This is a genomic window from Paenarthrobacter sp. NPDC057981, from assembly GCF_042886835.1.
In the GTDB taxonomy this organism is placed as follows: domain Bacteria; phylum Actinomycetota; class Actinomycetes; order Actinomycetales; family Micrococcaceae; genus Arthrobacter.
The window spans coordinates 64,328-83,903 of the sequence record NZ_JBHVQI010000019.1 but is presented as its reverse complement, the minus strand read 5'-3'; the positions used below and the strand labels follow the sequence as shown (position 1 = coordinate 83,903).

Annotated in this window: 15 protein-coding genes; 8 read left to right on the top strand and 7 right to left on the bottom strand. The window is 64.0% G+C overall.

Annotated features, from left to right (window positions below; all coding sequences use genetic code 11):
* Positions 1-53 precede the first annotated feature (53 nt).
* Entirely contained in the window at positions 54-1,025 is a 972-nt protein-coding gene (locus ACFVSI_RS16395) for a DNA-3-methyladenine glycosylase family protein (RefSeq protein WP_387825821.1), read from the bottom strand.
* Positions 1,026-1,169: 144 nt separating this feature from the next.
* Here ACFVSI_RS16395 and ACFVSI_RS16390 point away from each other — a divergent pair, with 144 nt between their 5' ends.
* Genes ACFVSI_RS16390 through ACFVSI_RS16375 form a run of 4 tightly spaced genes read left to right on the top strand, consistent with a single transcriptional unit; the run spans position 1,170 to position 5,501 of the window.
* Positions 1,170-1,562 (top strand): VOC family protein, encoded by a 393-nt coding sequence (locus ACFVSI_RS16390; RefSeq protein WP_387825818.1) that lies wholly within the window; start codon positions 1,170-1,172, stop codon positions 1,560-1,562.
* Positions 1,563-1,607: 45 nt separating this feature from the next.
* Complete coding sequence (locus ACFVSI_RS16385; RefSeq protein WP_387825815.1) at positions 1,608-2,993, top strand: cystathionine beta-synthase; 1,386 nt, start codon at positions 1,608-1,610, stop codon at positions 2,991-2,993.
* A gap of 41 nt (positions 2,994-3,034) precedes the next feature.
* Entirely contained in the window at positions 3,035-4,204 is a 1,170-nt protein-coding gene (locus tag ACFVSI_RS16380) for a cystathionine gamma-synthase (protein WP_387825813.1), read from the top strand.
* A gap of 1 nt (position 4,205) precedes the next feature.
* Complete coding sequence (locus ACFVSI_RS16375; RefSeq protein ID WP_387825811.1) at positions 4,206-5,501, top strand: glycosyltransferase 87 family protein; 1,296 nt, start codon at positions 4,206-4,208, stop codon at positions 5,499-5,501.
* On the opposite strand, the gene ACFVSI_RS16370 is transcribed toward ACFVSI_RS16375, so the two are convergent.
* Positions 5,498-7,612, bottom strand: a complete 2,115-nt coding sequence (locus ACFVSI_RS16370; protein WP_387825808.1) for a phosphocholine-specific phospholipase C — start codon at positions 7,610-7,612, stop codon at positions 5,498-5,500. The two genes, ACFVSI_RS16375 and ACFVSI_RS16370, sit on opposite strands and share 4 nt — an antisense overlap.
* A gap of 164 nt (positions 7,613-7,776) precedes the next feature.
* Between ACFVSI_RS16370 and ACFVSI_RS16365 the strand changes: the two genes are divergently transcribed.
* Both ACFVSI_RS16365 and ACFVSI_RS16360 read left to right on the top strand, forming a co-directional pair.
* Positions 7,777-8,355: a winged helix-turn-helix transcriptional regulator gene (locus ACFVSI_RS16365; protein WP_387825805.1), complete on the top strand. Its 579-nt coding sequence runs from the start codon at positions 7,777-7,779 to the stop codon at positions 8,353-8,355.
* The gene (locus tag ACFVSI_RS16360; RefSeq protein WP_387825802.1) at positions 8,352-9,734 is read left to right on the top strand and encodes an MFS transporter; all 1,383 of its coding nucleotides are present in this window, start codon (positions 8,352-8,354) and stop codon (positions 9,732-9,734) included. Before ACFVSI_RS16365 ends, ACFVSI_RS16360 begins: the two co-directional genes overlap by 4 nt.
* Positions 9,735-9,804: 70 nt before the next feature.
* Here ACFVSI_RS16360 and ACFVSI_RS16355 read toward each other — a convergent pair whose 3' ends face one another.
* From ACFVSI_RS16355 to ACFVSI_RS16340, 4 genes are read right to left on the bottom strand one after another with little or no spacing between them, the layout of a single operon-like run.
* The gene (locus tag ACFVSI_RS16355) at positions 9,805-12,891 is read right to left on the bottom strand and encodes a glycoside hydrolase family 2 TIM barrel-domain containing protein (RefSeq protein ID WP_387825800.1); all 3,087 of its coding nucleotides are present in this window, start codon (positions 12,889-12,891) and stop codon (positions 9,805-9,807) included.
* Positions 12,892-13,806 carry a carbohydrate ABC transporter permease gene (locus ACFVSI_RS16350; RefSeq protein WP_387825797.1) on the bottom strand — a complete coding sequence of 305 codons (915 nt, stop codon included), beginning with the start codon at positions 13,804-13,806 and terminating at the stop codon, positions 12,892-12,894.
* Complete coding sequence (locus ACFVSI_RS16345) at positions 13,803-14,750, bottom strand: carbohydrate ABC transporter permease (protein WP_387825794.1); 948 nt, start codon at positions 14,748-14,750, stop codon at positions 13,803-13,805. The genes ACFVSI_RS16350 and ACFVSI_RS16345 overlap by 4 nt, the downstream gene beginning before the upstream one ends.
* On the bottom strand, positions 14,747-16,081 hold the full coding sequence (locus ACFVSI_RS16340; protein ID WP_387825792.1) for an ABC transporter substrate-binding protein: 1,335 nt from the start codon (positions 16,079-16,081) through the stop codon (positions 14,747-14,749). Before ACFVSI_RS16340 ends, ACFVSI_RS16345 begins: the two co-directional genes overlap by 4 nt.
* A gap of 146 nt (positions 16,082-16,227) precedes the next feature.
* Between ACFVSI_RS16340 and ACFVSI_RS16335 the strand changes: the two genes are divergently transcribed.
* A complete protein-coding gene (locus ACFVSI_RS16335) occupies positions 16,228-16,842 on the top strand; it encodes a TetR/AcrR family transcriptional regulator (RefSeq protein ID WP_387825789.1) in 615 nt (204 codons plus the stop codon).
* 62 nt (positions 16,843-16,904) lie between these two features.
* On the opposite strand, the gene ACFVSI_RS16330 is transcribed toward ACFVSI_RS16335, so the two are convergent.
* A complete protein-coding gene (locus tag ACFVSI_RS16330) occupies positions 16,905-18,080 on the bottom strand; it encodes an acyl-CoA dehydrogenase family protein (protein WP_387825787.1) in 1,176 nt (391 codons plus the stop codon).
* A 134-nt stretch (positions 18,081-18,214) separates the two neighbouring features.
* Between ACFVSI_RS16330 and ACFVSI_RS16325 the strand changes: the two genes are divergently transcribed.
* Positions 18,215-19,567 carry a glycosyltransferase 87 family protein gene (locus tag ACFVSI_RS16325; RefSeq protein ID WP_387825784.1) on the top strand — a complete coding sequence of 451 codons (1,353 nt, stop codon included), beginning with the start codon at positions 18,215-18,217 and terminating at the stop codon, positions 19,565-19,567.
* Positions 19,568-19,576: the final 9 nt, after the last annotated feature.

Sequence of the window (19,576 nt, the reverse complement as noted above, 5' to 3'; positions counted from 1 at the left end):
CTTATGGCCCATAATCGCGGTGAACATGGGCCATAAGTGACCCCGCGTTGCTTCTAGTGGTGGCGGTGGTCCTGCACTGTCATTCGGGGGCCGAAGGTGGGTTTGCGGAAGCCGCTCAGGTACAGCATCCGGACCAGCCGTTGCCTCTGTCCGCGCCAAGGCTCGAGCAGCTCGATCATGCCGGCATCGTCCGTTTTCTGCCCGGTCAACGCGTAGCCCACGTAGGACGCCAAGTGGTAGTCGCCCACGGAGATTGAATCGGGGCAACCATGGGTCCGCTGGACAACCTCCGCTGCGGTCCAGACACCGATTCCGGGGATCGTCTGCAGCTTGGCGCCGGCCTGCACCGAGTCCAGAGCGGCCAGGCGTTCAAGGGCGACGGCGGATTGCAGCGCCCGCATGACCGTCGCCGAACGCTGTGGTCCAACCCCTGCCTTGTGCCACTCCCAGGACGGAATGGCCAGCCATTGCCGCGCGGTGGGAGGGACGAGGAGACCTGCCGGGGCTTTGCCCGGTGCAGGCGTTCCGTACCGGTACATCAAGTACCTGTAGCCCCGACGGGCCTCCAACGTGGTGACCTTTTGCTCCAAAATGGTGGGCACCAGTGAGTCAACCACCCGCCCGGTGGAGGGCAGGCGAACAGCCAGGTTCCGGCGTCGTGATTCTGTGACGCGGCGCGGAAGCGTGGCGTGGAAGGCTGGGTCATCGAAAGCGGACCAGTCGTCGTCGGCGCCCAGCAGCCGTGGAACTCCTGCCACGGCGTCCGCGGCCCCCGGCCCCCAAGCCTGTGCGTCCACGAACGAATCAGGACCCAGGCCTCCGCCGGAAAGGCGAAGGGTCACCGGACCGGTAGGGGCCGTGAAAGCCATCCAGTAACCACTCGCATGCGCCGCGAACGACGGGTCAGCGTTGCCGCGCATCAGCGGGAACATGGTCTGGTCCAGGCGGAAGGAACTGCCCGGATGCCACCTGATGGATGCGTCCGCCGCGGCCGCAACAAGCGGAGGGGCTTCTGCAATGGTCATGTTCTTAATGGTCCCACGCCGGGCTGACAATTTGCTCCGCGGAGCCCTTACCGACGACGACGCCCACGGCTAGACTCCGTGGTGTGGCGCGGGTGAGCCGTGCCCAAACCAAGGAACAAAAGCCAGGAACAAGGAGCGCATGCCATGGCCGCAATAGTGCATTTCGAGATTCCAACCGATGACACCGGGAGGGCCAACGCCTTCTACCAAAACACGTTCGGCTGGAACCTCAGCCCGATGCAGGGCATGGACTACACCATCGCCCTGACCACCGAATCGGACGATCAAACCGGTGCGCCGAAAGAACCCGGAGCCATCAACGGTGCGTTGTTCCCCCGGACGGACAACCTCAAGACCCCCATCCTCACCATCGACGTGACAGACGTCGACGCTGCCCTCGCCCAGGTTGAACAGGCCGGTGGTTCAGTGGTGCAGGGCAAGGACGCCGTGCCAACCATGGGCTGGTACGCCTACTTCAAGGACACCGAAGGCAACATCCTGGGGCTGTGGCAGACGGATCCTTCGGCGGGGAGCTGACCGTCCGGTCCGGTCCCAATGCGGGCAGGCGGTAACTTTGTACCTATGAAGTACGCCCAGTCCGTGTTGGACCTCATCGGCAATACGCCCCTCATCAAACTCAACCACGTTACTGAGGGGATCAGGGCCACAGTCCTGGTGAAGCTCGAATACATCAACCCCGGTGGATCGATCAAGGACCGCATCGCGGTGAAAATGATCGAAGACGCGGAAAAGGACGGTCGGCTCAAGCCCGGTGGCACCATCGTCGAGCCGACGTCGGGCAACACGGGAGTTGGTCTGGCACTGGTGGCCCAACAGAAGGGCTACAGGTGCATCTTCGTGGTCCCGGACAAGGTGGGTGAGGACAAGCGGGCCGTCCTGAAGGCGTACGGGGCCGAGGTCGTGGTGACCCCTACCTCCGTGGCTCCCGACAGCCCGCAAAGCTACTACGGCGTCTCCGATCGACTGGTCCGCGAAATTCCTGATGCATTCAAGCCGGACCAGTTCTCCAATCCGGCCGCCCCCGGCAGCCACTTCGAGTCCACCGGCCCGGAGATCTGGAACGACACGGACGGCCGCGTCACCCACGTCGTCATCGGCGCCGGTACCGGCGGGACGATCACCGGCACCGGGCGGTACCTTAAGCAGGTTTCGGCTGAACGGCCGGAGTCCGACGGCGGCCCGGTCAAGGTCATCGGTGCGGACCCCGAAGGTTCGGTCTACTCGGGCGGAACCGGCCGGCCGTACTTCGTCGAAGGCGTCGGCGAGGACATGTGGCCCGCCAACTACGATCGTGACGTCCCGGACCACGTCATCGCTGTCTCGGACGCCGATTCCTTCGCCATGACCCGCCGTCTGGCAAGGGAAGAGGGCTTGCTCGTTGGCGGTTCTTCCGGCATGGCTGTGGTGGCGGCGCTTCAGGCTGCCAAGGACCTGGACGAATCCGCTGTGGTGGTGGTCATCCTTCCCGACTCGGGCCGCGGATACCTCGCCAAAATCTTCAACGACCAGTGGATGCGCTCCTATGGCTTTCTTTCCGGGGGCGAAGAGGCCTCCGTGGGGGAAGTGCTCAAGTCCAAGACGGGCGAGATGCCGGACTTGGTGCACATCCATCCCAACGAGAGCGTCCGCGACGTCATCAACATCATGAACGAGTTCGGTGTCTCGCACATCCCGGTCCTCTCGCAGGAACCTCCCGTGGTGATGGGCGAAGTTCTGGGCGCCGTCGACGAGCGCAGCCTCACCAGCAAGCTGTTCCGCGGCGATGCAAAGCTCACGGACAAGATCGCCGAACACATGGGAGAGCGCCTCCCCGTGATCGGCTCCTTGGAGACCATTTCCGCCGCGCGTGAGCTGCTGTCCGACGTCGATACCGTGATGGTGACCTTCGCGGGAGCCCCGGTCGGCATCCTGACCCGCCACGACCTCCTGGCTTACCTCAGCAACTAGCCTGCGCTGACCAACCGTTGATCGAACAAAGAGGAGCTTCCATGTCCGCCAACAACAAGACCGGTTTCAACACACGAGCCGTCCACGCCGGCCAGGAATTCGAGCCACGCACCGGCGCTGTGGTCCCACCCCTGCACTTCAGCACCACCTATGCCCAGGACGGCATCGGTGGCCTGCGCTCGGGCTATGAATATGGTCGTGGCGGCAACCCCACGCGCGACGCCCTGCAGGAACAGCTTGCCGCCCTTGAAGGTGGAACGGCCGCGTTCTCCTTCGGGTCCGGCCTCGCTGCCGAAGACTCACTGATTCGTGCGGTGGCCCGTCCCGGCGACCACATCGTGTTGGGCAATGACGCCTACGGTGGAACTTACCGCCTGATCAACCGTGTGCTTGGTGACTGGGGAATCGGCAACACCCCGGTGGACATGTCCGATCTCGACGCCGTGGCTGCCGCTGTTGCTGCGAACAAGACCCGCCTGGTCTGGGTTGAGACGCCGTCCAACCCGATGATGAAGATCACCGACATCGCGGCGCTCGCCGCTGTAGCGCACGACGCCGGTGCCCTCCTCGTCGTCGACAACACCTTCGCGTCTCCCTACTTGCAGACCCCGCTCGCCCTGGGTGCCGACGTCGTGGTTCACTCCACTACCAAGTACATCGGTGGCCACTCGGATGTGGTGGGTGGCGCCATTGTGGTGAAGGATGCTGAGCTGGCCGAGAAGATCGGTTTCATCCAGTTCGCCGTAGGCGCTGTGTCCGGTCCGATGGACGCGTTCCTGACCACCCGTGGCTTGAAGACCCTTGGGGTGCGCATGGACCGTCACAGCGAGAACGGCCAGGCAGTAGCCGAGTGGCTGCTGACGCGTCCCGAGGTTGAGGCAGTGCTGTACCCGGGGCTCCCGGACCACCCCGGCCACGACCTCGCCGCAAAACAGATGAAGAAGTTCGGCGGGATGGTGTCGGTGCAGTTCAAGGGTGGAGAGGCCGCGGCAAGGACTGTTGCGGAAAACACCTCCGTGTTCACTCTCGCCGAATCCCTGGGCGGTATCGAGTCCCTCATGAACTACCCCTCGGAGATGACCCATGCTTCGGTGAAGGGCACCGAGCTGGCCGTGCCCGTCAACCTTTTGCGCCTCTCGTGCGGCATCGAGGAAGCCGAGGACCTGATTGCCGACCTTGAACAGGCTTTCGCCAAGATCACCAATGGCTGACATGGCTGCTTCTCCCTCACCCACGGTGACCCTCACCAACAGGCGCGGCTGGATCCTCACCGTGGCGGGTGCCCTGACCCTGCTGGTGGCCGTGTGCTACTTGTACGCGAACTACCAGCCGGCGCTCAACGACTTTGAGGTGTACTACTACGGCGGGGGCAAGGTCCTGGAAGGCGGTGACCTGTACGCCGTCCGTGACGGCCTGCCGTTCACGTACCCTCCTTTTGCCGCCTTGCTTTTCACGGGGTTGGCGGCGTTGGGGTTCTTCGCCGGAAGCATGGTTTTCATTCTCGTGGCCCTGGGCGGTGCCGCAACCGTTGCCGCTTGGTTGGCCAGGCACTACTTCGGCCTGAAGACCTGGCGTGAAGCCTTTGCCGATTACCGCTTCAGGACCACGGCGCTGGTGGGAACAGGAGCCATCCTGCTCCTGGGACCGTGGCGGGACACTTTCGTCTTTGGGCAGATCAACATCATTTTGATGGGCGTTATCCTGGCCGATTTCGCGCTCTACGGGAAAGTTCGCGCCGGTGCCATCCGCTGGCCGGCGGGTTTGCTGATCGGTCTGGCAGCCGGGGTGAAGCTCACTCCTCTTGCCTTTGGCTTGTACTTCCTGGTTCGCCGTGATTTCAAAGCGTTGGGGTGGATGGCGGCCGGGTTCTTTGGGTCCATTGCCGTGGCCTGGGCTGTCTTGCCGCAGGCGTCGCTGGATTTCTGGACCAAGATCCTCCCGGACACGGGCCGCATTGGCGGGCCTGCCTACGTGGACAACCTCTCGGTCAAGGGCCTGCTCCTGCACTTTGGCATGCCGGACTCGTCAGCCACCAACGTGGTGTGGATGGTCCTGTCGCTGGGGCTCGCGATTGTGGCTGGGCTCATCATCACCTGGGCCGTGGCTGTGGACGAGAATTTCATTGCGGTATCTGCCACGGCCATCCTGATGCTCCTGATCAGCCCGGTCTCCTGGTCCCACCACTGGGTATGGGTTGCAGTTGCGTTGCCCAGTATGGCGTTTGCGATGCACCGGGTTCCTTCCCGCAATGGACGGATGCGTACTGCGGGCTGGGTGATAGTGGTGTGCTCCACGGTTGCGTTCTACATGACACCCAAGAACCTGGCTGTTTGGGCTGGCGCCGCGGAATGGGGCAAGGACCCGCAGACCCAGTGGCAACTCATGGTTTCCAGCCTGGGAGTTGTCTGCGCCATCGCCATGATGGTCTATTGGGCCTTGGCTTACCGTCCTTCGCGGACCGGACTGGCCCTTGGTGCAACCACCAAGGACCAGCCGGCGAGCGGTTAGCCGGAGATGCCTTCGCGGCCGTCTTCGTAGCGGCCCGTCAGCCTGCGACGGAACGTGCTGTCCTCGGGGGAAGTGACTTCAACGTCGTACCAGCCGCTGACGGTTTCCCAGCCGATCTTCTTCGATTGTCCGGCTTTGAGTTTCACAGTTTCGGCACCGGGTGCGTATTGCAGGGATTTCAATGCGAGCGTCACCGCAGCCGCGCCGTTGTTGCGGACTTCCAGTTCCATGGCCTTATTGCCGCGGCGGCCGTTGACCGTAACGTCGACGCCGGACGCGGCGCCCGCCGTCGTGCCTTTCAGTTCGTACTGGAAGCGGTTGGGACCGGTGACGACGACGTCGAACGCGCCCGAGGCGGGGGCCAGCTCCACGGCGTCGTTCCCGAGCACGTCCACGTGCCGTGGTTCTGCGAGCTCGCCGGCGTAACCGTAGATGGCGAAGTGCGTTGACCGGGTACCCGTGTTCGTCAGGGCCAGGGTGAGCTTCCCCGGCGCTGCGACCGCGGACACCTGTGGCCTGTAGGGGAGCGGGCGGGCCGGACGCGAGCCGCTTTCCTGGATCGGTGCCACTTGGACAGCCGGCGGGGTGGGCCGCCACCTGCTGATTTTGGCGGGCACGGGTCCCGGGTGGTCCAGGACAGGGGGAGTGCCCGGGGTGCTGAAGTTGAAGACGCCCGTCAGGTCACCACACACCTGCCTGCGCCAAGCCGAAATGTTGGGTTCCTCTACGCCGGTCCAGCGTTCCAGGAAGCGCAGTACGGAGGTGTGGTCGAAGACTTCTGAGCTCACGTAGCCGCCCACCGTCCATGGCGAGACCACGGTCATGGGTACCCGCGGGCCCAGTCCGATGGGCCTGGCCGTGGTCCAGTCCGGTGATTCACCCGAGTTCGGCCGCGGTTGCACGGGCGGGGGAACGTGGTCGAAGTAGCCGTCGTTCTCGTCGAAGTTAAGGAAAATCGCGGTGCTGTCCCAGGTGTCGGGGTTGCTGGCGACCGTATCCAGGAGGCGGTAGACGAAGTTTGCGCTGCCCACCGGCGTCGAAGCTCCCGGGTGTTCCGAGTCGGCAGCGGACGGGACCAGCCAGCTGACCTGCGGCAGGGTTCCTCCGGTGATGTCGGCGTTGAGGCGCTCCAGGAGGGTGTCCGGCCGGCCACGCCACATGGCCTTGTCGAAGAGCGACCGCTCAGCGTCCGTCAGCTTGGCCCGTCCCTGTTCCAACTGGGCCAGTAGGCGTTCCTGCTCCGCTGCAGACTTGCCGGCAAGGTTGTCGTAGAACTCCTCGGTGGTGCGGAGCTTGCCGTCAACCGAGGTGAGCATCTTCCGGCCGATCGCCTTGAACGTCTGGAAGTACTCGACGGCGTTGTCCGTGAAGTTGTCCCAGTCCTGGTAGATCTTCCAGGAGACCCCGGCCTGCTCCAGACGTTCCGGATAGGTGGTCCAGTCGTAGCCTCCATGATCGTAACCATAGGCCGCGTTGGTGACTGCCCGGCTGCTGCTGCCGGGCTCGTTGCCGGTGGTGCCGCTCCACAGGTAGTTGCGGTTGGGATTGGTGGAGCCGTTCACGGAGCAGTGATAGGCATCGCAGATGGTGAAGGTGTCCGCGAGCTCGTATTGGAGCGGGATGTCCTGGCGCTCGTAGAACGTCATGGTGGAGGCGCTCTTGGCCGGAATCCATTTGTCGCACCAGCCGTTGTTCCATGCCGTGGTGGTGCCCTTGAAGGAATGATCCAGATCTCCGAGGTATTGGATGTCGGAGCCGGGCCGTCCAGCGAGTTCGGCGGCCTTGCGCAGGGAGAAGGGCAGCACCGTCTCGCCCGTGGCGCGGGGCTGTTCAAACATGGATTTGCCGTTGGGCAGCCGGGTGACGGACTGGTCGCCGTACCCGCGCACTCCGCGCAGTGACCCGAAGTAGTGGTCGAAGGAGCGGTTCTCCTGCATCAGGACAATCACGTGCTTGATGGACTGCAGGCTCCCGGGAGGCGTGGGTTTGGCCATTGCTGCCTGTACGGAGGGCGGAAGGAGAGAGCCGGCCGCCGCAAGCGCCGTCGCAGCAGCTGCCGTGCCGAGGAAGCCGCGACGGGAAAGCCCAGCGGATTCGGTTGAACGTTTCACCAAGTCAGGGTTGTTCGAGGACATTCAGGGTGCCTTTCGTGGTCAGAGTTGACCCGGCAAGCGTAGGCACGGCAGGTGAACCGCCGGTGAACCCCGCCCAACCCGGAAGTTCGTGTCGTACTTGCTTATGGCTTTCTTTAGAAAAGTCAGCTAGTTTAGGGCGCATGCCTCTTCGTTCCGACTGGTCTGCCCGCTCGTGCAGCCTTGCCCGCGGCCTTGACGTCCTTGGGGACCCTTGGGGAAGCCTGGTGCTCCGGGAAATCTTCCTTGGCAACGGGCGATTCGACGCCATCAAGCAACGGCTCGAGGTGGCGGACACCGTACTGAGCAAGCGTCTGGGGTGGTTGCTCGAGGCCGGACTGCTGGTCCAACGCCCCTACCAGGACGGCGGCCGGACCCGACAGGAATATGTGCTCACCGTCAAAGGTGAGGAAGCGTTGCCTGTCCTGAACGCGATCATCATCTGGGCAGAAAAGCACCTGGACGCGCCGAACGAGATCTCCCACATGCGGGTCATCCATACCGACTGCGGGCACGCCACGTCCTCGGCGGATACGTGCACCCACTGCGGCACGGCACTTACCGCCGCGAACACCAGCTGGCACAGTTTCAAGCGCAACAAACACCCGGTGCCCTTGGCCGTGGCACCACAGCGACCCAACACAACAGATCCAACCAGCACGGCCGATCCAGCCAGCACAGCCGAGACGACCAACACAGCAGAGACGGAGATCCCCGCATGACCGCTTCCGACGTCACAGGGACACCTACCAACTCGCCGCGCCTCCCCTCCGGAAAGCGTCCCTCCGGAAAGCGCCGTGTGCACCCTGCTTGGGTCGTGGCGGCTGTGGCTTTCCTCGCGCTGGTGGGCGCCGCAGGGTTCCGTGCGGCTCCCGGCGTGCTGATGGTCCCGTTGCAGCAGGAATTCGGCTGGTCCACCACTGTGTTGTCCCTGGCGGTCAGCATCAACCTGGTCCTCTTCGGGCTGACGGCACCTTTTGCAGCTGCCCTGATGGAACGATTTGGCATCCGCAAAGTGACAGCGCTGGCCCTGTGCATGATCGGGCTGGGTTCGGCTTTGACAGTCCTGGTGAACCAGTCCTGGCAGATCCTTCTCACATGGGGAGTGCTCATCGGTTTGGGAACCGGGTCCATGGCCCTGGTTTTCGCCGCCACCATCGCCAACACGTGGTTTGCCAAGAGCCGCGGCCTGGTGATCGGCATCCTTACCGCGGGTAGTGCGGCCGGTCAGCTCGTGTTCCTGCCGTTCATTGCTGCGCTTGCCCAGAACCCGGGTTGGCGAGGGGCCTCGCTCCTCATCGCGGCCGGTGCGCTTGCGGTGGTGCCGCTGGTGTTGCGGTGGCTGCGGAACTCACCTGCCGACGTCGGGGTGTTGCCTTATGGTGCGCAAGAACCTGAGGTGCAGGTCGCCGACGCCGGGGCTACCGCTGCGGCGGCCGGCAATCCGGACGTTGTGGTTCCCAAGGACTCCGCCAACGCGGCCGTCCGCGCCCTGCAGGTTCTCAAGCGCGCCGCCAAAGTCCGCACCTTTTGGGCCTTGGCTGCAGGCTTCGCTATCTGCGGAGCCACCACCAACGGACTCATCGGCACGCACTTCATTCCTTCGGCACACGACCACGGCATGCCCGAAACCACGGCGGCAGGCCTGCTGGCCGTCGTCGGAATTTTCGACATCGTTGGGACCATCGCCTCGGGCTGGCTGACCGACCGCTTCAACCCCAAGGTCTTGCTGGCCGTCTACTACCAATTCCGAGGGATCGGCCTGCTGGTGCTGCCGCTGCTGCTGGGCTCGTCCGTGGAACCAAGCATGATCATTTTCGTGGTGGTGTACGGGCTTGACTGGGTGGCGACGGTGCCGCCCACCGCGGCCATTTGCCGTTCTGTGTTCGGGGCCGATGGTTCGGTGGTGTTCGGATGGGTGTTCGCCGCCCACCAGCTCGGGGCCGCGGCTGCAGCGCTGGCCGCCGGGTTCATCCGCGACGCCACCGGACACTACAACTACGCGTGGCTGGGCGCGGCAGCCATGTGCACGGTGGCGGCAGTCATCAGCGCCACGATCCGAAAAGACGCGGCAAAAAAGGAACCCGTAGCCGTGGCCTGAGCCCGTTGTGAGGCCCGTTCTGCGTGCCATTCGTGCCGGATAGCACGCAGAGCAGGCCTCACAACAAGGACTAGCCCGCTTCTGAAATCCGGAACGTCAGCGTCCGGGCTTCGGGACGCAAAGCGAAGTCCGGCCACACATCAGGGCCGCAAGCCCTGGACCCCAGTCCATGCTGGGCCGCGTCCAGGTACAGGTAGCTGCCCTGGCTCTCGGGGAGCTCGTGCGGATGGGCGGCCGAGGAAATCTCCTGCGCTGTGTGCCGGGCAAGCGTAAAGCCCGGGAGGCGATCGCGGGAGTCCGGCACCGCATGGAACTGGAGCCAGGGAGCACCGTTGTTGTGCAGGTCCAGTGATCTGACCGCACTCCTGTGGCCGGATTCCTGGGGCTTGGCGTAACGCACGGACAAATCGTCGATACCGGCGGAATAACGTCCAACCAAGGCGGCGCGCATGCTGTCCGGGTACGACTCACGGGGGCCTGTTCCGAACCAGGTGGCCCCGTCCACGGAGCGAGGCAGGTCGAAGCGGATTCCCAGCCGCGGCCAGATCATGTCCCAACCCGAGCCCGGAACGATCTCCACCCGTAGCCACAGCCCGCCATCGGCCAGTTGCCAGTTTTCCTCCACTGACACCCAGCGAGCGGTGTCGGCCGCGGCGTAACGGGTTCGGACAGAAACGCCGTCTTTGCTGGCTGATATGCCGTCCACCCGGCCCGTGAGCCGGTCCAGTCCGGCAGAACGCCAGATGCTCTCCATGGAAGGAGCCGGAACACCGTCGCCATTGTTGAGCCACGGATCGGCGAGGTCGTAACTGCCGCGGCCCGCACCGGCGTCGTTGTCCGTCGGGGCACGCCACAGTTCCAGCCGGGGACCGGAGACCGGGAGCCCGGCCAGGGACGCCAGGCGGCCGTGTTCAAAGACCGCCGGGCCGAGCGTCACGCTGGGAGCCACGTCGTCTGAACGCCGATCAGCCGCAGGCTGCGGCCGGGGCGGGGCGACACGTGCCCTCGGCCCCGCCAGCGCCAACTGCGCCACGGAGATCACGTGGCCAGCCGTCGCCCAGGCTGTGTCCTTTCGGAGCACTGCCTCCACGGTCAGCCACTGTTCGCCAGCTTCCCCGATGGCCAGCCGGGGAAGTTCCATCGTGGTGCTCCCACCTGCGGCCAGTGCCGCCCCCGCGGAATCGGTGACGTCGAACTCTCCAGAAGCGCCCGGCTCGCCGTTACGCTCAAGACGCCAGCGAAGCACGACGTCGGACGCGTCAGCCGTGTGCCGCAGGTTGGCGACCATGATGAAGTGGCGGGCACCGCCGTGGTGAGTTTCGGTGGAGAAGCCCAGCCGGATCGGTGCCACTACCTGCTTGTACTCGAAGAGTCCCGGGCTGGGCGTGGAGTCCGAGAGCACCATGCCGTCCATCACGAAGTTGCCGTCGTGGACCACCTCGCCGAAGTCGCCGCCGTACGCGAAGAATTCTGTTCCGTCCGCGGCAGTGGTGCGGATGCCGTGGTCCCGCCATTCCCAGACGAAGCCACCATGCAGCCGCGGGTACCGGTCCACAAGGTCCTCGTATTGGTCGATCGCGCCGGGACCGTTGCCCATGGCATGGACGTATTCGCAGAGGATGAACGGCTTGGTGCGCTGCCGGGCCGATTCGGCAGCGGAGCAACCCAGCAGCAGTGAGTGCGAATCGTCGCGGCCAATCGCTTCGGTTTCAGGCACGGAGGAGTACATCCGTGAGTAGACGTCCGTGTAGGCCCCGGTGTAATCGCCTTCGTAATGGACGGGGCGGCCGGTGTCGCGGGCATGGGCCCACGCGGACATCGCAGCCAGGTTGGCGCCGGTGCCGGACTCGTTGCCGAGGGACCACATGATGATGGAGGGGTGGTTCTTGTCCCGTTCCACTGTCCGTTCCATGCGGTCCACATATGCTTCGTGCCATGCCGGATCATCGCTCGGATTGCCCACCCAGCCGTGTCGCTCGAAACCGTGGGTCTCCAGGTCGCACTCCAGGATCACCCAGAATCCCAGCTCGTCAGCAATGTCCAGCAAACGAGGGTGGGGCGGATAGTGGCTGGTGCGGATCGCATTCACGTTAAACCGCTTCATCAGAGCCAGGTCCTCGCGCGCGAAGTCTTCGTTGAACACCCGCCCGCGATCGGGATGTGTCTCGTGGCGGTTCACGCCGTGGAAGACCACGCGCCGGCCGTTGACCATGAACTGGTCGCCTTTTATCTCCACCGTGCGGAAACCGAGGCGAAGGGAGACGGTCTCGCCTGGGCTCGCGACGCTCGCGTTGTAGAGGCGCGGCACCTCAGCAGACCAAGGTTCGACGCCGGTGATCGCCACCGGGGCGACGTCGGCCGGGGAGTCCCAGACGACGTCGACGTCCAGTTCAGGGACCGACAGGCGAATGGGGTAGGCTGCCGCGGATGCCGTGACCTCGGGGTCAATGACGCCGGAGCCTGCCGTGTAGGACGTCCGCAACCAGACGTCGTCGATTCCCTTCCCGGGGCGTGTCTGGAGCGTGACATCGCGGAAAATTCCGGGCATCCACCACTGGTCCTGGTCTTCGACGTAGCTGGACGCCGACCACTGGTGGACCCGGACGGCCAGGACGTTGGTGCCCGGCCGGAGTGCTTCCGTGACGTCAAATTCCTGCGCCAGCCTGCTGCCGGTGCCCACGCCGATTTCGGTTCCGTTGAGCCACACCTTGTAGCGGGACTCCACGCCATCGAAACGCAGAGCTGTCCTGTCCGTGAGGTTCCAGTCCTCCGGGAGTTCGAAGGTGCGACGGTAGTCGCCGGTGGGGTTCTGGTCAGGGACGTGCGGTGCTTCGGTGGGGAAGGGGAACTGGACGTTGGTGTAGATGGGTCGTCCGTAGGCGCCGTCACCTTCCAGCACCCAGTGGGCCGGGACAGGGATCCGGTCCCAGCCTGAGTCGTCCAGGGACTCTTCAGCCACGCCCTCAACTGCTTCTCCGGCAGGCAGCACTCCGCGTCCACCGGGTGTGCCGGGAGCGCCGGGCAGAAGGCGGAAGCGCCACTGGCCATTCAAGGAGAGGGCAGGAGCATCGGAATGCAGCCAACTCCGCGCGGGGAGGCGGTTGCCCGTTCCGGGGCCGGTATCTGTGATGTAGCCGGTTACTGTTGGGGCGGTCATTTACTTCACGGCTCCTTCTGTCAGTCCTCCGCGCCAGAAGCGCTGCAGGACAATCATGGCGATGCTGAGCGGGATGATGGAGAGCAGCACTCCGCCCGTGGTCAGTTCGTAGAATTCGGGCAGGCGGTCCACCTGGCTGAGCCAGTTGTTCAGGCCCAGCGTGATGGGGTAGAGCTCGGAATCGGACAGCATGACCAGCGGCAGGAAGTAGTTGTTCCAGATGCCCACCAGCTGGAAAAGGAATACGGTTACCAGGGCCGGCGTCAGGACCTTGAGCCCAATGGTGTGGAAGATCCGCAACTCACCGGCGCCGTCGATCCTTGCCGCTTCGATCAGTGAAGTGTCCACAGTGGCCTGCGCATAGATCCGGCAGAGGAACAGCCCAAAAGGGGAGACCAGCGATGGCAGCAGGACGCTCCAGTACGTGTTGGCAAGGCCCATTTGGCTGAACAGCAGGAAAAGCGGCAGGGCAGTGGCCGTTCCCGGAACCAGCACGCCACCCAGGATGGTGCCGAACACCAGGTTGCGTCCCTTGAACTCGTACTTGGCCAGGGCGTAGCCGCCTGCCGCAGCAAAGTATGTGGCCAGGAGTGCCCCAACACCGGCGTAGATGGCCGAGTTCAGGAACCAGCGGCCGAAAATGCCTTGATCATAGCTGAGGACCCGGCCCAGGTTTTCCCAGAGCGAGAACGTCGGAGCGAAGAGGAATCCGTTGGTGGAGAACAGATCGGCAGTGGATTTGGTGGAGGCCACCACGACCCAGTAGACGGGGATCAGGAAGTAGAGCGCTACCACCACCAGAAGGGCGGTGACGACGATGGTGGAGGACCGCCGTCGTCCGGCTGATCGGTCTTGGCCTGCGGGTTGTTGGCTTCGTGCGGTGGTGGTGGAGGGTTTGGTAGCTGTCGCGGTCATGATGGCTTCCTGTTCGTGAGTGCGAGGAAGGCGAAGGAAAGGGCGAACGCAGCCACGGCGATGATGACCGACTGGGCGGCCGCAACGTTGTAGTCGTTGTAGGCAAAGGCCGTCGTGTAGGCGCTGAGGTTCGGCGTGTACTGGCTGTCGATGGCGGGGGCCACGGTCTTGAGGACCTGTGCTTCGGCGAACAACTGCAGCGTTCCGATAATGGAGAACACTGTGGTGAGCATGAGGGCGGGACGGATCAGGGGGAGCTGGATGCTCCGGGCCACCCGCCACGTGGAAGCCCCATCGACTTTTGCCGCCTCATAAAGTTCCGCAGGGATGGCCTTGAGCTGCGCCACGATGATCAGCATGTTGTAACCGGTGTAGCTCCAGGTGACGATGTTGGCGATGGACCACAGCACGCTGTTGGCACCAAGGAAATCCGGGGTCAGACCTACTGTTTTGGCAGCGTCAAAGAGGGGGCTGAGCCCTGGTACGTAGAGGAAGGACCACAGGATGGTGGCGATGACGCCGGGGACGCCGTAAGGCATGAAGTAGGCGGCGCGGAAGAATCCCGGCCATTTGGCCGACGCCGATTCCAGCATCAACGCAAGGACGGTGCAGAGGACGATCATGACCGGAACCTGGACGACGCCGAACAACAGCATCCGTCCGATTGAGGCAACAAAGCTACCGTCGGCAAGGGCCTGTGCATAGTTGCCGAACCCGGCGAATTCGCTGGTAACACCCGCCTCTCCGAAGAGTCCGCTCCGGGTCACTTTGGTGAAGCTGGACAGCAGGGCCACAACAATGGGAAGCAGAAACGTCAGGACGAAGAGCGCCAGAAAAGGTGCGAGCAGGAGCCAGGGTGCCCGTGCCGCGGCGCCTGTCCTCTTGCCGCGGCCGGCCGCCGCGACGGGACGTTGCGCGGTGGATGCAGTGCGGGTGGTCGTCATGCCGTTTCCTTCCGGATGGTGAGGCCCTTGTTCTTGAAAACGGTGATGATCTGCTGCTCCGAGGCGGCAATGGAGTCCACCAAGGACGTACCGAAGGCCTTTTTGCGGAACCCGTCACTGAGGATGTTGAAGGACTGCTGGGTCACCGGCCACCAGGACCATTCAGGGTTTTGCTGCTGTGCGGCCGGAACGAAGACGTCCTGGTTGTAGTTCTGGCCTCCGAAGAACGGCGATGCCTGCTGCCGGTCCGTGCCAATGAAGTCGGGATTCGGAGACCAGCCGATGCCGCTGTTCTTGATTTCGGCATCGATTCCCTCTTTGGAAGTGGTCAGCCAGACGGCGAAGTCCACAGCTTCCTTGGGATGCTTGCTGTTGGCCAGGACGGCAGCGGTGGATCCACCGAGGTAGCTGGAACCGAAGCCGGTGGCACCCCAAGTGGGCATGGGGGCAACCCGCCACTTTCCCTCGGAGCCGCTGACGCCCTGGACCAGGGCATCACCCCAGCTTCCCGTGACAGTGGAGGCAATGCCACCTTTGCCTGCCGCGGCGAACCAGCCCGGCGAGAAGGCGCCGTACGCAGTGGTGACGAGGTCGTCGTCGATCGCTTTGTCGAAGAAGCGCGCAGTGTTGAGCGTCGCGTCGTCGGTCATGTTGATGACCCAGCCGTCTTCCTCGGGTCGGAGCCAAGCGGCGCCTGCCTGTCCGGCAAAGGAAGCGAAAGGGGAGGCATCGCTGATGGGGAAGCAATCAAGGTAGGTGTCCACGGAACGAAGTTCGCGGGCCAGGGCAGCCCATTCCTCCCACGTTTTAGGTGGAGTTCCGCCCACTTTGTCCAGGAGGTCCGGTTGATGGAACATGGCCATCGGACCCGAGTCTTGGGGGATTCCGTAGACACCGCCCGTGTAGCTGACCTGCTTCCACAGGGTGGGATCGTACAGGTGCTGATGGTCGTTGGCACCGTACCGGGAGACATCCACCAGCCCGTTCACCAGCATGAACTCCGGGACCGACCGCAGTTCCACCTGAGCCAGATCCGGCCCGCCCCCGGCCGCCAGGGCCGAGTACAGCTTTTGGTAGCCGCCCGCGTTGCCGCCAGGGATCCACACCACATCCACTTGGACGTTGGGATTGGCAGCGTTCCACACGTCGGCGACCTTCTGGAAGTCCTTCAGCCACGCCCAGTAGGTGAGCCGCACGGGACCGTTGGCGGCGGGGATGGTCGGTGCAGCGTTGACGGAGTGGGTTCCCGGGGTGGCGCAGCCGGACAGCAGGCCCATGGCGGCTGTTCCCAGGCCTGCTGCCAGGAGTTGTCTTCGACTGAAACCGGTCATGAGCCTTCACCTCTTTGTGTCGGGTTGGACGCTGCCGCGCACCCGGAAAGCGGGGGTGTGGCACGTCGATTGTGACCACGGTAACAGAAAATTCGAGTGACTACTCGAATTTCAACGCAGGGACGTTCCGCGTACACTGGCTAGCCATGACCACAAAGGACGCGGGCCGGACAGTGAGGCGTGGCCCTTACGCGAAATCCGAGGAACGGCGCCTGACGATTCTGGATGCAGCCCACGCGGTGTTTGCTGCACGTGGATACCGCGGGGGATCGTTGCAGGAAGTCGCCGACCGGGCGGGAATGAGCCAGACCAGCCTTCTGCACTACTTCCCGTCCAAGCGCGACCTTCTGATGTCGGTCCTGGAACGGCGTGACGAGATCACCGGCGGAGCCTTCCCTGATGACATGGAAGAGGGCTTGGCGGACTCGATCATCCGGACGGCGCTGTACAACGAGAACATCCCCGGGGTGATTGAGCTCTACACAGTCCTGTGTGCGGAGTCCGTCACGGATGAGCACCCTGGACGGGACTATTTCACGGAACGTTTCGAGCGATTGCGGGCAAGCTATGCCCGTCGTTTCGGCGAGCTTGCAGCTGACGGCAGGCTGCGGCCCGGCGTCGATCCCGGGGAGGCAGCCACATCGCTGGTGGCTCTCTGGGACGGCCTCCAAACCCAGTGGCTCCTTGCCCCGGACCAGGTCGACGTAACCAGGGGCCTCAGTGGGTTCCTCAACCTGGTAATCCTCCCGGACCCCAACTAGGGGACAGCAAACGTCCCATTGAGCCCCCGTAGCGACGTTTACTGTCCTCTGGTTGGGGTGGGTTAGCCGCGGAAGGCCGACAGACCCGTGATGTGCTGGCCCAGGATCAGGGTGTGGACCTCGTCGGTTCCCTCATAGGTGCGCACTGACTCCAGGTTGTTCGCGTGCCGCAGCGGTGAGTAGTCCAGCGTGACGCCGTTGCCGCCCAGGATGGTCCGGGCCTCGCGGGCGATCTTGATGGCTTCGCGGACATTGTTGAGCTTGCCCAGCGAAATCTGCTGTGGCAGGAGGTGCCCGGCGTCCTTCAGCCGGCCCAAGTGGAGGGCCAACAGCGTGCCCTTCTGGATCTCCAGGAGCATGTTCACCAGTTTCTCCTGCGTCAGCTGGTAACCGGCCAAGGGACGTCCGAACTGCAAGCGTTCAGCCGCATAGGAAAGGGCGGCTTCGTAGGAATCGCGGGCCGCTCCCATGGCACCCCAGGCGATCCCGTAGCGTGCCTCGTTCAGGCAGGAAAATGGGCCGCGAAGACCCATGGCACCCGGGAGGATCGCCTCCGGAGCCAGCCGAACGGCGTCGAACGTTACATCGCACTGGACCGAGGCGCGCATTGAAAGCTTTGGCTCAATGGGTGTGGCGGTGACGCCCTGGGCATCGGAGGGGACCAGGAAGCCCCTGATTCCATCCTCTGTCCGCGCCCACACCACCATGACGTCCGCGATCGAGGCGAGGCCGATCCAGCGCTTGGCTCCATCCAGCACCCATCCATCGCTGGTCTGCCGGGCGGTCGTGGTCATGGAGGAAGGGTCCGAGCCGGCCGAGGGTTCAGTCAAAGCGAAGCAGCCAATCAGCTCGCCCGCAGCCATCCGTGGAAGCCACTCCTCCTTCTGTGCCTCCGATCCCCAACGATGTATGGCGGTCATCGCCAACGAACCCTGCACCGAAACAAAGGTCCGGATGCCCGAATCGCCGGCCTCCAGTTCCAAGGCGGCCAGGCCATATTCGACGGCGGTCCGGCCGGGGCAGCCGTAACCCTCCAGGTGCATGCCGAGGACGCCCAGCTCGCCAAGTTCCGGGGCGATCTCCCGGGGAAAGACCGCGTCCTCGTACCAGCGGGAAATATTCGGACGGATCCTTTGGGTGGTGTAATCGCGGACCTTGTAGCGGACGGCGAGTTCGTCGTCGGAAAGAAGGGAATCCAGGGCCAGGACGTCGGAGGTGTTCGTCGTTGAATCGCTCATTCCAGAATCCTAGGGGCACCGCGGGGTCCGGTGTGCCAGCCTGAGGCGCAGGGCCTCGGAAGGCCCTTCAGTAGTATGGGATGCGGGGGCGGCACACTTCCCCCGTGCGACTTTGCTTATTTGGGGGATTTTGGATGGCACTGCCCGACGTCGATTTAAGGACCGAAACGGACGCCGCGCGGCCGCACAACCGAGCACAAGCGTCTCCGCTGTTCCGCCGTCTGCTTCCCCTGGCGGTAGTGGCCCTGCCGGCGTTGATGCTGCTCGCGGACTGGGCAAAGCAAGGCCTGGACTTTAGCGTCTACTGGTTCGGTGGGAGCATCCTGAACCAGGCAGGTTCTTCACCCTCGGACCTTTATGGCCCCAGCGTGGCCTCGGCCGGTGGACCCCAGCTGCCCTTCACGTACCCACCGTTCGCCGCGCTGGTGTTCGGGTTGTTGGCCCGCTTGCCACAATTGACGGCGCTCAACGTGTTCAACGGCGCCGGTGTGGTGGTCGCGGGCTGGGTGGCTGTCACGATCGTCCGTTACTGGTCATCCAAGCCCGACCTGCGGAGCGCACTATCCTCGGCCAGGAGCTGCTGGACAGCTGCGGCGTTGTTCCTGGCAATCCTTTTCCTGGGGCCGTGGCGAGAGACGTTGGCTTTCGGGCAGATCAACATCTTGCTCATGGGCCTGATGGTGGCGGACCTGCTCGGCGGCGTGTCCAAGCGACGGAGGTTCCGCGGAAGCGGCTTCCTTGTTGGTGTTGCCGCCGGAATCAAGCTGACGCCGCTGGTGTTCGGCCTGTATTTCTTGATGCGCAAGGACTGGCGGGGGCTTGCGAACATGTCCCTGGGCTTTGTCTTCACTGTGCTGTTTGCGTGGTTGCTGCGCCCGGCGGAATCACTGAAATTCTGGCTGGAGATCCTTCCCGACACCTCCCGCATCGGCGGAGCCGGCTACGTGGACAACCTCTCTATTAAGGGTGCCCTCCTGCACTTCGGGGTCCCGCAGGACGCAGTGACGCTCCCTTGGCTCGCGTTCAGCCTGGGAACGCTGGTGTTGGCTGCCTTGCTTGTCCGTGCAGCCAGCGCCCAGGGCGCCCGCGTTGTTGCCATTTCGACGACGGCACTGGCCATGTTGCTCGTCAGCCCGGTTTCGTGGTCCCACCATTGGGTCTGGATGGCCGTGGTCCTGCCGGCGTTCGCATGGACCATCAAAGAAACACCGGCGCGTCTGAAGGCCCAACGGACGGTGATGGGGATCGTTCTTACCGTCTCCACGCTGGTGTTTTTCTTCTCCCCGAAGACCATTGGTACCGCACTCGGCGCAGCCAACCTGGATGTCCAGACGCCCGGTCTGTGGATCATGGCCTCCAGCGCCGGTGTTTTCTGCGCGGCGGCCATCCTCCTCTCCTGGTTGGCAGCCCTGCGCAGGAACTCCGTACGCACCGAAGACGTGCCGGACGTTCCTACCCGCCTGCGCCAGTGGGCTGCCCGCTCCTAGGCAGGGAAT

Excerpts from the sequence above, each read along its gene's own strand:
- ACFVSI_RS16395 (WP_387825821.1), bottom strand. The coding sequence starts at position 1,025 with ATGACCATTGCAGAAGCCCCTCCGCTTGTTGCGGCCGCGGCGGACGCA.
- ACFVSI_RS16390 (WP_387825818.1), top strand. The coding sequence starts at position 1,170 with ATGGCCGCAATAGTGCATTTCGAGATTCCAACCGATGACACCGGGAGG.
- ACFVSI_RS16385 (WP_387825815.1), top strand. The coding sequence starts at position 1,608 with ATGAAGTACGCCCAGTCCGTGTTGGACCTCATCGGCAATACGCCCCTC.
- ACFVSI_RS16380 (WP_387825813.1), top strand. The coding sequence starts at position 3,035 with ATGTCCGCCAACAACAAGACCGGTTTCAACACACGAGCCGTCCACGCC.
- ACFVSI_RS16375 (WP_387825811.1), top strand. The coding sequence starts at position 4,206 with ATGGCTGCTTCTCCCTCACCCACGGTGACCCTCACCAACAGGCGCGGC.
- ACFVSI_RS16365 (WP_387825805.1), top strand. The coding sequence starts at position 7,777 with ATGCCTCTTCGTTCCGACTGGTCTGCCCGCTCGTGCAGCCTTGCCCGC.
- ACFVSI_RS16360 (WP_387825802.1), top strand. The coding sequence starts at position 8,352 with ATGACCGCTTCCGACGTCACAGGGACACCTACCAACTCGCCGCGCCTC.
- ACFVSI_RS16355 (WP_387825800.1), bottom strand. The coding sequence starts at position 12,891 with ATGACCGCCCCAACAGTAACCGGCTACATCACAGATACCGGCCCCGGA.
- ACFVSI_RS16350 (WP_387825797.1), bottom strand. The coding sequence starts at position 13,806 with ATGACCGCGACAGCTACCAAACCCTCCACCACCACCGCACGAAGCCAA.
- ACFVSI_RS16345 (WP_387825794.1), bottom strand. The coding sequence starts at position 14,750 with ATGACGACCACCCGCACTGCATCCACCGCGCAACGTCCCGTCGCGGCG.
- ACFVSI_RS16340 (WP_387825792.1), bottom strand. The coding sequence starts at position 16,081 with ATGACCGGTTTCAGTCGAAGACAACTCCTGGCAGCAGGCCTGGGAACA.
- ACFVSI_RS16335 (WP_387825789.1), top strand. The coding sequence starts at position 16,228 with ATGACCACAAAGGACGCGGGCCGGACAGTGAGGCGTGGCCCTTACGCG.
- ACFVSI_RS16330 (WP_387825787.1), bottom strand. The coding sequence starts at position 18,080 with ATGAGCGATTCAACGACGAACACCTCCGACGTCCTGGCCCTGGATTCC.
- ACFVSI_RS16325 (WP_387825784.1), top strand. The coding sequence starts at position 18,215 with ATGGCACTGCCCGACGTCGATTTAAGGACCGAAACGGACGCCGCGCGG.